This is a genomic window from Mucilaginibacter lacusdianchii (assembly GCF_009770985.1).
In the GTDB taxonomy this organism is placed as follows: Bacteria; Bacteroidota; Bacteroidia; order Sphingobacteriales; family Sphingobacteriaceae; genus Mucilaginibacter; species Mucilaginibacter lacusdianchii.
Genome location: NZ_WSRW01000002.1, coordinates 789,223 through 803,193 on the forward strand (window position 1 = coordinate 789,223; position 13,971 = coordinate 803,193).

The 13,971-nt window shown below is 41.0% G+C and carries 15 protein-coding genes; 6 read left to right on the forward strand and 9 right to left on the reverse strand.

The window, feature by feature from the left end:
- Positions 1 to 41: 41 nt before the first annotated feature.
- Both GPM24_RS10400 and GPM24_RS10405 read right to left on the reverse strand, forming a co-directional pair.
- Entirely contained in the window at positions 42 to 1,319 is a 1,278-nt protein-coding gene (locus GPM24_RS10400; RefSeq protein WP_158826691.1) for a M16 family metallopeptidase, read from the reverse strand.
- Between the two features lie 6 nt (positions 1,320 to 1,325).
- Positions 1,326 to 2,564 (reverse strand): M16 family metallopeptidase, encoded by a 1,239-nt coding sequence (locus tag GPM24_RS10405; RefSeq protein ID WP_158826692.1) that lies wholly within the window; start codon positions 2,562 to 2,564, stop codon positions 1,326 to 1,328.
- Between the two features lie 155 nt (positions 2,565 to 2,719).
- Here GPM24_RS10405 and GPM24_RS10410 point away from each other — a divergent pair, with 155 nt between their 5' ends.
- Positions 2,720 to 3,283: a HEAT-like fold family protein gene (locus GPM24_RS10410; RefSeq protein WP_158826693.1), complete on the forward strand. Its 564-nt coding sequence runs from the start codon at positions 2,720 to 2,722 to the stop codon at positions 3,281 to 3,283.
- Between the two features lie 2 nt (positions 3,284 to 3,285).
- Here the strand turns inward: GPM24_RS10410 and GPM24_RS10415 are convergent, their stop codons facing one another.
- The 6 genes from GPM24_RS10415 to clpB form a co-directional block, all read right to left on the reverse strand.
- Entirely contained in the window at positions 3,286 to 3,639 is a 354-nt protein-coding gene (locus tag GPM24_RS10415; RefSeq protein WP_158826694.1) for a phosphoribosylpyrophosphate synthetase, read from the reverse strand.
- A gap of 190 nt (positions 3,640 to 3,829) precedes the next feature.
- Positions 3,830 to 4,369: a ferritin gene (locus GPM24_RS10420; protein ID WP_158826695.1), complete on the reverse strand. Its 540-nt coding sequence runs from the start codon at positions 4,367 to 4,369 to the stop codon at positions 3,830 to 3,832.
- A 140-nt stretch (positions 4,370 to 4,509) separates the two neighbouring features.
- Positions 4,510 to 4,875, reverse strand: a complete 366-nt coding sequence (locus tag GPM24_RS10425) for a hypothetical protein (RefSeq protein ID WP_158826696.1) — start codon at positions 4,873 to 4,875, stop codon at positions 4,510 to 4,512.
- An 83-nt stretch (positions 4,876 to 4,958) separates the two neighbouring features.
- Positions 4,959 to 5,360, reverse strand: a complete 402-nt coding sequence (locus GPM24_RS10430; RefSeq protein WP_158826697.1) for a DUF551 domain-containing protein — start codon at positions 5,358 to 5,360, stop codon at positions 4,959 to 4,961.
- 30 nt (positions 5,361 to 5,390) lie between these two features.
- Entirely contained in the window at positions 5,391 to 5,954 is a 564-nt protein-coding gene (locus GPM24_RS10435; RefSeq protein WP_158826698.1) for a DUF4269 domain-containing protein, read from the reverse strand.
- A gap of 122 nt (positions 5,955 to 6,076) precedes the next feature.
- Complete coding sequence (gene clpB / locus GPM24_RS10440; protein WP_158826699.1) at positions 6,077 to 8,668, reverse strand: ATP-dependent chaperone ClpB; 2,592 nt, start codon at positions 8,666 to 8,668, stop codon at positions 6,077 to 6,079.
- A gap of 470 nt (positions 8,669 to 9,138) precedes the next feature.
- Between clpB and GPM24_RS10445 the strand changes: the two genes are divergently transcribed.
- The 4 genes from GPM24_RS10445 (at position 9,139) to coaD (ending at position 12,440) form a co-directional block, all read left to right on the forward strand.
- Entirely contained in the window at positions 9,139 to 10,491 is a 1,353-nt protein-coding gene (locus GPM24_RS10445) for a sensor histidine kinase (protein ID WP_158826700.1), read from the forward strand.
- A 93-nt stretch (positions 10,492 to 10,584) separates the two neighbouring features.
- The gene (locus GPM24_RS10450) at positions 10,585 to 11,460 is read left to right on the forward strand and encodes an AraC family transcriptional regulator (protein WP_158826701.1); all 876 of its coding nucleotides are present in this window, start codon (positions 10,585 to 10,587) and stop codon (positions 11,458 to 11,460) included.
- A gap of 3 nt (positions 11,461 to 11,463) precedes the next feature.
- Positions 11,464 to 11,907, forward strand: a complete 444-nt coding sequence (locus GPM24_RS10455) for a DUF983 domain-containing protein (protein ID WP_158826702.1) — start codon at positions 11,464 to 11,466, stop codon at positions 11,905 to 11,907.
- Between the two features lie 71 nt (positions 11,908 to 11,978).
- Positions 11,979 to 12,440, forward strand: coding sequence for a pantetheine-phosphate adenylyltransferase (gene coaD / locus GPM24_RS10460; RefSeq protein ID WP_158826703.1), 462 nt, complete (start codon positions 11,979 to 11,981; stop codon positions 12,438 to 12,440).
- Here coaD and GPM24_RS10465 read toward each other — a convergent pair.
- On the reverse strand, positions 12,409 to 13,053 hold the full coding sequence (locus tag GPM24_RS10465) for an NUDIX hydrolase (RefSeq protein ID WP_158826704.1): 645 nt from the start codon (positions 13,051 to 13,053) through the stop codon (positions 12,409 to 12,411). The genes coaD and GPM24_RS10465 overlap by 32 nt on opposite strands.
- On the opposite strand from GPM24_RS10465, the gene pyrE reads away from it, so the two are divergent.
- On the forward strand, positions 13,052 to 13,693 hold the full coding sequence (gene pyrE, locus GPM24_RS10470) for an orotate phosphoribosyltransferase (RefSeq protein WP_158826705.1): 642 nt from the start codon (positions 13,052 to 13,054) through the stop codon (positions 13,691 to 13,693). The genes GPM24_RS10465 and pyrE overlap by 2 nt on opposite strands.
- Positions 13,694 to 13,971: the final 278 nt, after the last annotated feature.

Sequence of the window (13,971 nt, forward strand, 5' to 3'; positions counted from 1 at the left end):
AGGCGGGAATGGTGATCCCGCCTCTTTTGTTTATAAAGCTACTAGTACTTACCCACAATCACTTTATAAAAGCTTTCAAAGTTTAAGTACTGGTTGGCCAGTTGTTGCAATTGCTCGGCGGTAACCGTTTTCACGATTTCGGTATATCGGTTGTAATACGCTAAATCCAAGCCCGAAAAATATGTATTCTTGAACTTGTCAGCGTGCGAAAACACATTTTCCAATCCACCCAGTAAAGAACCTAGCATGTAATTGCGTACTAACGATAACTCGTCTTCGGTAATTAATTCCGTTTTGAGCAGGTTGATTTCTTTCTCAATTTCGTTAACTGCACTACGGCATACATCGGCTCCTACTTCGGTTGCGATAAAAAATGCACCAGCATCTTTTAGTGAAGAAATACCCGAACCTATGCCATAAGTATATCCCTTATCCTCACGAATATTAGCCATCAGGCGTGAGCCAAAGTACCCGCCCAGCACAGTGTTTAACACCTGCAAGGCTGGAAAATCGGGATGAGAACGATTAACCATCTCAGTACCCATGCGTATGGCCGATTGCAGTGCCTGCGGCTTTTCGATAAAGTAAAAGCGCTCTGCTGCCGGTTGTAATTCCGGCTGTGCAGTTTCAGCCGGTTGAGCTGCATTATCCCAACCTGTATTAAATGCACCGGTAATTTGTTGAAGCGTAGCCTCATCTACCTTGCCGGAAATAACCAGCGTACAGTTGGATGGCTGATACATTTGTTTAAAATGGCTCAGCATATCCTCGCGCTGTAAGCTTTCAAAATCGGCTGGCATAGAGGTAAGTCCATAAATGGTATCTCCATACAGTGCTTTGTTGAAAGCACGACGGGCCAGGATATCGTTTTTTTGCAAACTTACCTGCAGCTTTTGCTGCTGGTTGCGGGTGAAGGTTTCTAACTCTTTTGCCGGAAACTGGCTGTCAGTAAGAATACTTTTGATAACCGGTAAGGTATGATCCAAATGGCGATTTAAGCTATACATCGTTAATTGCGATTGGTCATAACCATAATCGGCCTGTAAAAAGGCACCATAGTAATCAATCTGGTCAGCAATTTGTGATCCGGACATGGTAGACGTACCCTCGGTAAGCATAGCGTTTACTGCCAGATTTAACAACGGTTTGGCCGGGTTGAAACGCAGGTTACCGAAAATCCACTCAATACGCACCAGCTCCTGATCACCGGAATTGAACCAGTATACCTGGCAACCATTGTCCAATACGGTATGGCCGGGTTCAATCAGTTTAATATTTTCAATCGCCTTTGATTCGGGCGCTAAAGTTCTGTTCAACATAACGGTTTATTTTTCGGCCAGGTAAATAAGGGTAGATGAATTATCCTTGCGGAAAATGGCTTTTGCCTGTTCCTGAATTTGCTGCGCCGTCACAGCCAGATATTTTTCTGTTTCGTAATTAAATTCATCGGCATCACCCAGCAGTTCAAAATAAGCCAGGTTCATGGCCTTATCCAGCAAAGCCATTTCAGAAAACACCATGGTCGACTCGGTTTTATTTTGCACCTTGGTCAATTCATCGGTAGGGATAGGCTCGGTACACATCTTTTCCAATTCCTTCCAAATAGCAGCTTCGGCTTCTTCAATGCTGATATTTTCGAGCGGTTTGCCTTCAACCACCATCATGCCTTTATCAAGGCTGCCGGTTAAATAGGCGTGTATCTCGCTAAACATCGGCGTATCCTTTACCAACGAACGGTACAGGCGTGATGATTGCCCGCGCGACAGAATATCTGAGATTAAATCAATGGCGTAGTAATTCTCATCCGTACGTCCAGGAACCTGAAAGGCAATATACACATCGTTTAAAGGCACTTTGGCGGTAACCGTTTCCCTGCGTTCTTCATGCTGTTCTGGCTCCTGCGGCAGGTTACGGTGGTATTTGTCGCCGGCGGGGATTGGGGCAAACCATTTTTCTGAAAGTTCTTTGACCTGTTCTAATGACACGTCGCCGCCAACTACCATAATAGCATTTTGCGGATTGTAGTGTTTTTTAAAAAAAGCTTTTACATCTTCAATCTTAGCGTGCTCGATATGCGACAATTCTTTACCTATGGTTGCCCATTGGTAAGCATGTGTTTTGTATACTAAAGGGCGTAAACGCAACCACACATCGCCATAAGGCTGGTTCAAATAACGTTGCTTAAACTCTTCCATCACCACGTTACGCTGCACTTCTAAACTTTTTTCGCTAAAGGCTAGGCTCAACATACGGTCGCTCTCCAGCCAGAAAGCAGTTTCGAGGTTTACAGCCGGCAGGGTGATATAATAGTTGGTAATATCGTTGCTGGTAAAAGCATTGTTTTCGCCGCCAACACGTTGCAGGGGCTCGTCGTATACCGGAATATTCACAGAACCGCCAAACATCAGGTGCTCAAATAAGTGAGCAAAACCAGTTTGTTCGGGATTTTCATCGCGTGCGCCAACATCATATAAAATGTTAACTACTGCCATGGGTGTTGTATGATCTTCGTGAACAATTACCCGCAGGCCATTGTCCAATGTGAAACGGTTGAATTTAACCATGTAATTTCAGAACAATTTTTAAGTGGCAGCAAATGTAAGGTTTTTAAATTATCCGGCTAATGCCTAATATTGAGCAACCTTAAACTGCCGCAAGTTTATAATATAGTGACACTAACGCATACTATAGCGTTGCGGTTTACAATTATCAAGATTGTATGATTGACAGCTTAGCCCTACAAAACCTACTGAAAAGGCGCACAAGCAACCAGTGGGTACAACCGATAAGTGAACAACTGGTGCGCGATGGATTTGTATTAACGGACTTGCTTGATTTAACCCTGCATTCCGATGACCAACTTGCTTTTCGGGCAGCATGGTTGTTAGATACGCTGATTACACCAAACATTGGTAACTACGCATTGCACCTGCCCTTACTGATAGCCTATAGCTGCAAAACACAAAACCACAGTTGCCACAGGCAGTATGCCCGTATATTGATGTATTTTACTTCAAATGAGGCTCCAGATAATGTGAAACAAGTTGTTGCTGAGACAGACATGGAGCCGGTTGTTGAACAGTGCTTTGACTGGCTGATTGCGCCTAAAGTAAAAGTAGCGGTTAAAGCCTTTGCAGCTGAAATACTTTTTAACCTGCACCGCCGGTACGATTGGGTGGCGGAGGAGTTGATTAGCCAATTACAATATTTAATGAAAAACGGCAGCCCTGCCATACAGGCAAAAGGCCGCCGTTTGTTAAATATGCTGCAAAGTAGCAGCTAAGCTTAGTCTGCCTTTGGACGGTCTGCACCGCGCAGGTTGTCACTTACCTGATGATGGTGCAGCTTGGCCTCAATTGCTGATGAGCTATTGTTGGCATAAGTACCGTAAGCATCAACCAGTACACCTTTTAAATTGTGCTTCATGGATGAAATAGCATAAACGATAGACATATCGTCTGGGTTACTTGCGCCTTCAAAACGATAAAACTCATCTACTTCAAAATCATCAGCAGTTAAATGTATATTTTGATCTTTGTCCTGGATGTTGTCGGCATCGTCGTCAAAGCTTAAATTGGCAGTATATCCTCTTTTCATTAAGTCGTTAGTGGCATCCACTAAAGTTTCGTAATTTCTCATGGTAGTATCTAGTTTAAGTTACTTGTGGTATTTGCAGTGTGTTTATAGATTAACCGTTATGTGCAGGCTGTTGTTTGCGGTGTGAATAGTTTTGTACAATTAAGTGCAACTAAAAAGCATTATTAATTAAGTAACTGGCATAAAAAAAAGCCGACACGGATGTGTCGGCTTTACAATTTGCTTTTATATTTTATTCAGCGCCAGTTTCGCTATCGTATTTAATTTTATTGACATGCTTGTCAATTTCCCAGCGGCCGGTACCTTCTTCGCCAATCACTTCAAACAGTTCCAGCGCACGACGGGCTTTGTACTCTTCTTCGCGCTGTTCTTTCATAAACCAGTTCAAAAACTCAAAGGTTACAAAATCCTGCTCTTTCATGCAGTTGGCTGCAATGTTTTTGAATGATTGGGTAATGGCCACCTCTTGTTCTAAAGCGTCTTCAAACACTTCTCGGAAGGTTGCATACTCTTGTTTAATACCGGTTACATCAGGTGTAATGGCATTGCCACCCATGTCTAAAACATATTTAAACAGTTTTAATTGGTGGTGGCGTTCTTCTTCTGATTGTTTGAAAAAGTAGTCGGCTGAGTAATCGAAACCATTGCGGTTACACCATGAGGCCATAGCTAAATAAATAGCTGATGAATGGGCTTCTTTTTTTATCTGTTGATTTAAGAGTGCTTCAATATCTTCAGATAACAAGCACTTTATACGCATAATATCTTTCATAACAATTACAGTTAATTACTGTGTAAAGAATGTAATACAATAATAGTGCTATACTTTTTATTGGCAGAATTTTATAACAATATGAAATAAGTCTAAATTAGAAAATACTGAAGTTTAAGCCGTTGATTGACCCGCAATAATCAAATAACAATTCTGTTCAACCGATCATGAATGATTTTATTCAATTCAAGCATGACAAAGGTTCCTTCAAGGAGTTCTTTTAGGGAAATGATTTGCAATAGATTGAGAATGTAACAAGTATTGCAGGCGCAAATAAACACCATTTCAATTTCGGGCGATTTACTATTGTCGAGTAACAACATCTCTATATCAACCCGATAGATAGACGACTTTAGCTTTAGCAAATTGCGGTAATCGAATTTTACCAGCTTATCGGCAAAATCTATGTACCAGCAACCTTCGCGGTCGCATTGGTAAACAGCCCCGGCTTTAGTGGCAAAAACCTCTTGAAAATTTACAGCACGTTCAACTTTAACGGTAGTCATCGTATGCAAATTTAAAGCTATTTAGAAATAGTCCAAATAATATTAAAAGTTTTTTTGCCTGCTATAATACATAGCGCAGTAGTTTACTTGTACCGAGTAAACGCCCAATAACCATCGGCATCTTTTTTATAGCTTACTTCGTAAGCCTGTCCCTCAACTATAATTCTAAAAGAAAATTCGTTTAAGCGGCTATCGTTAGGAATGTGATGACTTACAATACTATCCGCAACCATTTGAATGGCCCTGGCGTGCTCATCTTCAGAACGCGGCGGTTCGGGCAGCGGCATCCAGTGGGTATAATTAGTTAAACTTTGTGGCGCTGCGAGATGATCCTCCCATTCAGGCTGGCCATTTTTGGTAGTTAAAGCCGATACCAGATAATTGTCTAAAAGTCCATATACAGTGTCAGGATCGGAATTGATATTATATAACAACACCGGCTGATTTTCGGCCGGTAACTTTTCTTTTATGGATATCCAAGTCATTGTTAATCAAAATACTTTGTGTAAAACATACTAATATCTTTTATCGGGCTCATTAATATTGCTATCATAAATATGCAGCAACAACTCATAAGCATTGCCTTCCAGATTAAGCAGATAGGCAAAAGCCGGCTCAGTTTTAACACCTTGTTGCTTCAGCGAAATAACTTGCTTTTTAAACGCATCACCATGCTGGCGCAACAAAAAATCCCCTACCAACATGTGCCGGTAAGCTGCCTGCTGCTTCACTGACACGTACTGACCAAACAGCTCAACCGGCCACCCATCTATTACCATAGAGGCTATTATGGTTGGCTCGCCATTCACTACAGTCTCCGCAAGTTCAAAATTATCATAAGTTGAAAAGCACCGCAAAACGTCGGCTTTAAATTCTTCTTTCCGCTCAAAATCACAAATGATATCTAAATCGCTTCCGGATATATTTATCACCAGTGGAACCGTTCCTACCAGCAATGGATGATAAGCAGCTAATTTTTCCATGATGCACTGCCTTTTAAGCAGATGATATACCTCCTGCTGGTCGGCATTGCCATCGTGCAAATAATCTATTCTGTTGTATTTAACCGCGTTAAACATCACTTTCTGAAAGCTTTTAACACTACAATAGTAACATTTTTAAACAACAAAGGGAGTTACCCTACGGCACCTCCCTTTGTTATTTTTATTGATTTATAATTCCTTATTCTCGAATCTAATGCTTACTCGTTCAAAAACACAAACTGGTTATCAAACATATCCAGCTTAATGCGGCTATCTTTGTCCACCTTACCAGCGAGTATCTGTTTAGATAACTCGTTCAGGATTTTCTTTTGGATAACCCTTTTCAGCGGACGGGCACCGAATTGCGGATCGTAACCCAATTGCGCCAGCCAGTCTAAAGCCTCTGCCGAAGCATCCATGTGGATACCCATTTCAGCCAGTGTTTGCTGCAAGCCTTTAAACTGTAGTTTTACAATATCACTAATTTCATCACGACCCAGTGGTGTAAACATGATGATCTCATCAATACGGTTCAAAAACTCTGGCCGGATGGTTTGGCGCAAAAGATCAAACAGCTGACTTTTGGTTTTGGCAATTACCTCGTCTTTTTGCAACTCATCATAGCTTTCGAAGTTCTGCTGAATAATATGCGACCCGATGTTAGAGGTCATGATTACGATGGTATTTTTAAAGTTCACCACGCGGCCTTTGTTGTCGGTTAAGCGGCCATCATCCAACACCTGCAACAAGATATTGAATACATCTGGGTGCGCTTTCTCAATCTCATCCAGCAGAATCACGCTGTATGGTTTACGACGAACTGCCTCAGTTAACTGACCACCTTCATCATACCCCACGTAGCCCGGAGGCGCACCAATTAAACGGCTAACGGCATGGCGTTCCTGATACTCCGACATATCGATACGAACCATCGATTGCTCGTCATCAAACAGGAATTCGGCCAGGGCTTTAGCCAGCTCGGTTTTACCAACACCGGTTGTGCCTAAAAAGATGAACGAACCGATAGGTCTGCGTTTATCCTGCAAACCGGCACGACTGCGGCGAATAGCATCACTGATAGCTTCGATAGCTTCTTCCTGACCGGCTACACGTTTGTGCAACTCTTCTTCCAGGTTAAGCAGCTTTTCGCGCTCGCTTTGTATCATCTTGGTGATAGGTATGCCCGTCCACCTTGATACTACGCCGGCAATGTCATCAGCGGTAACTTCTTCTTTCAGCATACGGTGATCGGCCTGATTTTCCAGTAAAGCAGCTTTCAGTTTTTCCACTTCAGCCTCAGCTTCGCGAATACGGCCGTAGCGCAGTTCAGCTACCTTACCGTAATCACCGGCACGTTCGGCCTGTTCAGCTTCCAATTTATAAGCCTCAATAGCTTCAATTTTTAAGTTGATGCCATCTACCAAATCTTTTTCGCTCTGCCATTTGGCACGCAATGAATCGCGCTCTGCAGACAGGTTGGCAATCTCTTCGCTCAAGTCTTTTACCTTGCGATCATCGTTCTCGCGTTTTATGGCCTCGCGCTCAATTTCGAGCTGCATAATGCGGCGTTCCAGTTCATCAACCGCTTCAGGTACCGAGTTCATTTCCAGGCGCAGTTTAGACGCCGCCTCGTCCATCAAATCGATAGCCTTATCGGGTAAAAAGCGGTCGGCAATGTACCGTTGCGACATTTCAACAGAAGCAATTATAGCCTCGTCTTTAATACGCACTTTATGGTGTGCCTCGTAACGTTCCTTTAAGCCACGCAAAATGGAGATGGCATCGGCAGCATCCGGCTCGTCAACCATTACGCGTTGAAAGCGGCGTTCAAGGGCTTTATCTTTTTCTATATATTTCTGGTACTCGTTCAGTGTAGTGGCACCTATAGCACGCAGCTCGCCACGAGCCAAAGCAGGTTTCAATATATTGGCCGCATCCATAGCGCCCTCGCCCCCACCGGCACCTACCAGCGTATGTATTTCGTCGATGAAGAGGATAATTTCGCCATCACTTTTAATTACTTCGCCAATTACGGCTTTCAGGCGCTCTTCAAACTCACCTTTGTACTTGGCACCGGCCACCAGTGCGCCCATATCTAACGAGTACACGGTTTTAGTTTTTAAGTTCTCGGGAGCATCGCCTTTAATGATACGGAAAGCGATACCTTCGGCAATAGCAGTTTTACCAACCCCAGGTTCGCCTACCAGTACCGGATTGTTTTTTGTACGGCGTGATAAGATCTGAATCACTCGACGAATCTCTTCATCACGGCCAATTACCGGATCCAATTTACCTGACGCGGCATAGTCATTTAAGTTACGGGCATATTTATTAAGCGCGTTATAAGTAGCTTCGGCATTTTGGCCGGTTACTTTACTGTCGCCCCGCAAACTAACAATAGCTGCTTTTAAATCTTTTTCGTTAACGCCGTAATCTTTTAATGCGGCGCTGGCTTTATCGTTTACAGACAAGATGCCCAGCAGCAAATGCTCTACCGATACAAACTCGTCTTTAAATTCTTTTAAGTAACCTTGTGCTTTTTGTAAAGCACTATTGGTGTTTGATGATAAATATAGCTCGCTACCGCTTACTTTTGGAAAAGCAGCAATCTGCTGGTCTAAAGTATCGTTTAAGCGGGCAATGTTAACGTTCAGCTTTTTTAATAAATAGCTAATTACGTTTTCATCAACCAGTAACAAACCTTTTAGCAAGTGGGCATTTTCAATAGCCTGTTGCTGATTACCGGTTGCAATTTCGGAAGCTTTTTGTACGGCTTCCTGCGCTTTTATGGTAAAGTTGTTAAAATTCATGGTTATAAATTATTGTTCAAAACAATCTGTTCAATACTATTCAAATCATTTGCCACAACCCATAAAATGCAAATTTGTCATTTAAAAATAATTTCGGCCGACAAATTGGCAACTCCTGCTGCTCAATAAAACAATACACCCATTTAAGCGTAATTTGGTTGTACATCTAAATCTACCAAACTATGAAAAAAGTATTCACCTCTATTGTATCACTATTTGTGCTTATATTTTTTATACTGACGTATGTATTTTCAACAGATTCGGCCAATTAATAAAGCACAGTTAACAGATAAACAGCTTTAATTAATGCTTTTAATCAATTTAAACATTAATTTAAGGCTGTTTTTATGATTTAATTAACTAATAAATAACTAAGAGCTCTTAAAGTTAGGCCCAAAGGCTATTTATCAACACTTTACATTTTTCAATATCTTAAAATTTATTAGATTTGGTTCTCCAAGTTAATACTATTGAGAACTTTCTTTTTCAAAAAGGCCTCTACACCCTCTCAAACTGATTTCAGGAAGTATTACAGCCTGCAAAACTTGCTGGCCGTTAAAAACGCTAGTATTATATTTTTTGTACTTAATTTTAGTTTTCGCATTTACTACTGCTTTTTCCCTGACAGCCTGAATTTATCTAAACATATCATTGAATATGATGTAAGCAATTGGATATATCTGGCTATTACACCCCTATTCTTTTTGGTAAGCAAACAGCTTTCCGCCTTGTACAAAAAGCGCAAAGCCCCAACTAATATAGTAAGTGCGCTTACCATAGCATTTGCAGTGTACATCATTTTATGTGGTATAACCGGTAGCTTTATAGCAATGCATAATTTACGCAATACGCTTACCTTGTTTTTAATTGCGTTGCTTACCATGAGTATTATTTTTGTGCTCGAGTTTGCAGAAGCACTTTTTGTGACGTTTACTATTGCTATCATATTTGTAGCGGCAACTATTTACATCATACCTAACCCGGCCGAACAGGTGGGCAACATACTGGTTTGCATCATATTATTAACAGGTTATTACTTTATTACCCGATTTATTTTTGATTACAAATCGAGCCATTACTCTCAGCTTACCGAAATTCAAATTAAAAATGCAGAGATAGAAAAGGCCAGCCTGTTTAAAACAGAGGTATTAGGCATGGTAGCGCATGACTTGCGCAATCCGATAGCCGCAATTGAATCATTATCTATGATTATGGAGTTGGACGATTTAGACGATGACATGCAGGATAATATTAACATGATAAAAGCATCATGTATAAAAGCCCGTACCATTATAAACGATTTGCTGGACGTAGCACGTAACGATATGGATAGTGAAACATTAGCTACCGCAACAGTAGTTGAAGTAAATGCACTGCTGGAAGCTTTTGTAGATGAATGGCGTGAAAATGCTGATTATACCAACGAAATTACATTAGTAACACCTAACTACCCACTGTATGCCCGTATCAATACCCAAAGATTTCATCGTGTAATTGATAACTTGATTAGCAATGCACTAAAATTTTCAAAAGATGATAGCACAGTTGAAGTGCACCTGCGTCACAAGAGCAACAAGGTATTTATTGAAGTAAAAGACCACGGCGTGGGTATACCCAAAGATATGTTGCCCCACGTTTTTGAGCGCTTTACTAAAGCAGGCCGTACGGGATTACATGGTGAGCAATCTACAGGTTTAGGCCTTAGTATAGCCCGCCAAATTGTACAGAATCATGCCGGGGAATTATATGTAGACAGTGAGGAAAATCAAGGGTCTACATTTAGAATACAGCTACCACAAGTGCTCGAAACGTTCAATGGGTAAACTTTTACTTTTACCTTAAAAAGTAAATAGCACCACAAATACTATAAATAGCACCATACATAGCGGTACTGGCAACCGTATCTTTGTGTTGTTATGAAAACAGAATTTCCGGTATATGATATTTGTACACTTTCTGACTTTAAACAGGAAGATGTATTGATTAGCCGGTTTGCGCCTTATCTGGAAGTACACAAAAACCTGCACCTGCCGCACAAACATACTTTTTATCACCTGGTGTTATTTACTGAGGGTGGCGGCACACATGCGATAGATTTTAAATCGTTCCCGGTAAAGCCTTATCAAATATATTTTATGATACCCGGCCAGGTGCATAGCTGGAGTTTTGAAGGCCAGGTAGATGGCTATGTAATTAACTTTTCGGTGCCGTTTTTCCAATCGTTTTTGTTAAAGTCTGATTACCTGGAGCAGTTTCCATTTTTTAACGGCTCATTAAACGACGCCGTTGTTGACTTACCTGATAATGTTCATTCGGATATTCAAAATTTGTTTGAGCAAATCATTCGCGAAAGTGAAACCAATAATCGCCTTAGTTTAGACATGGTAAAAGTATTGATGCTACAGTTATTCATTACCATAGGCCGACTTCGGTTTACGCAACAAGCACAGCACATCAATACTTACAATTACACCTTGCTCAAAAACTTTCATAAGCTGATTGAACAGAATTTTACTTCCCTTAAATTACCCAAAGCGTACGCCGAGTTGCTTTACATCACACCTAATCATTTAAACGCTTTGTGTAACGACGTACTGGGCATGTCTGCAGGCGAGGTAATCCGCACCCGGATAACCTTGGAAGCCAAACGGCTGTTAGTAAATTTTGACCTTACAATCAGTGAAATTGCCTACCGGCTCAATTTCGCCGACAACTCTTACTTCAGCAAGTTTTTCAAAAAGCAGGAAGGCATTGGTCCCGAAGAATTCAGAAGACAAATTAAAAACGGATAAATCATGAAAACGTTGACTTTAGATAAAAGCGCTATGGATACCAACCATCAATATATCCCCTCACAATTCAATGCAGCGCTACATGCCAAATGCCCGAAATGCCAAACCGGTAATATGTTTGCCAATGGCTTGTACAGTATAAGCGGACAAAAAATGCACAAAAACTGTCCGCACTGCAACTTTCAGTTCGAAGTTGAACTTGGCTATTTTTATGTTGCCATGTTTGTAAGCTATGCCCTTAATGTGGCTTTACTGGTAACACTAGGTGTAGGCACTTACATTTTAACCCATAGCGAAAACCCCTGGATTTACACTCCTATACTTTTAATTTCGGCTTTTATTTTATCACCGGTAAACTTCAGGTATTCTAGAGTAATATTATTATACTGGTTAACACCCGGCGTACACTTTGATCCTAAACGTGCAGGCCAGGCCAATAAAGCATAATTTGTTAAAACAGGGCAACAGATAATTTAAAATCAAAAACTACCTTTGCTGCATACGTCACATCAGCATATATGAAAGTTGCCCTGTTTCCCGGCTCGTTTGATCCGGTTACTAAAGCCCACGTTGATATTGTAAAACGTTCGGTTAGTTTGTTTGATAAGTTTTATATCGGTATAGGTGTAAACAGTTCAAAGCAGGGCCTGCTAACTGTTGGACAACGCGAACAAATGCTGCGGGCAGTATTTGCCGACGAGCCTAAAATACACATCATTGCCTATGAGGGGCTTACTGTTGAATTTTGTCGCAGCATTAATGCCATGTATATGATACGCGGCATTAGAACCGTATCAGATTTTGAATATGAGAAGGCCATTGCGCAGATGAACCACGCGCTGGCCCCCGACATAGAAAGTATTTTTATTGTAAGCAAGCCCGGTTACTCCTCTATCAGCTCAACTATTGTACGCGATATTATCAGGCACCATGGTGATGTGAGCCAATTTATGCCAAGAGAGGCACTGGAATATCTTTAAGCAAATCGCGCTTCCATAATACGTCAACTATAGATGGGAAGGTATTGTCGAGCACTGTAGCAATATGATTTTTATCAAACCATTGCACATCGGTAATACCTTCTTCTAACTGCGGCTTCAGCTTACCTTTACCTTTATACTTCATTTTATACCAGTAAGTTTTTTTGACAACCAGCTCGCCTTTTGATGTATACACATGATAGGTATTGATGATTTTTTTACCGCATTCATCAATCTTGATACCACACTCCTCTTCTACTTCACGCACTGCTCCTTCTTTAGGCTTTTCGCCTTTTTCTAATTTACCTTTAGGAATATCCCATTTGTCGTTTCGGTAAATGAATAAGAAATCGCCTTTGCTGTTTTTCACCAACCCACCAGCCGCTTCAATAAGCGTTACGCTTTTAATTATTTTTTTTAAAAAAGCTTTGGCATCATCACACAAAATGTAGTAATACAACTGATTGTTGTTAGCGGCCGCTATTTTTAAATAAAAGCTTTTCAGGTCAAACGATTGCTGCTCAAGCTGTTCGTACATTTCTGCTAACTTTGGAGCCGATTCTGTAAGTAGAATAACCTTTTGGTTAATATAAATTCTGTATTTTTGAGCCATGTTTAATAAAAATGAGATTGAACAGCAAGTGGCTGAATTTCTGCTGCAAATTAAAGCAATAAAATTACAACCCAACAATCCTTTTACATGGGCATCGGGCTGGAAATCGCCCATTTATTGCGACAATCGTGTAACACTTTCTTACCCAGCTATTCGCACTTACATCCGGCAAAAATTGAGCCTGATAATTCAGGAAGAATTTGGTTCCGTAAGCTGCATCGCAGGTGTGGCAACAGCCGGCATTCCGCAAGGTGCACTGGTAGCTCAGGAACTGGGCCTGCCATTTGTATACGTTCGGTCTAAACCCAAAGATCATGGCACCGGCAATTTGATTGAAGGCGAAATAATGCCGGGACAACGTGTAGCGGTTATTGAAGATTTAATTTCTACCGGAAAAAGCAGCTTACAAGCCGTTGACGCGTTGCGCGAAGCGGGATATGAAGTTGCAGGTTTGGCTGCTATATTCAGCTATGGATTTGATGTGGCTGATGAAAATTTTAAAAAGGCCAAATGCCGTTTTGTAACTTTGTCTAACTATAACGCTCTGCTGCAATTTGCAGAAGAAAAGCAATACATTAATCGTGACAGCATCGAGTTACTGCGCCAATGGCGTGCTAACCCTGCCGAGTGGGGACGATAAAATTTTGCACTATATAAAATATAAAAAGCCTGTAAGAAATACTTACAGGCTTTTTTGTTTAATCTATCTACTTTAAGTTATACCTAGGCCAAAGCAACCCGTTGCTTTGCACTGCTAATGCTTGTAAATATTTTTATTTCGTTCGGCGTTATAAAGCGCCACAACCACATTAACAACTACCAATCCCACAATTAACGAAATCATAATAGTAATTATACTTTTTCTTATTTAAACGTCAAAATCCTTTCCAAAGTTCGAGGTAATATTAACTCTAAATC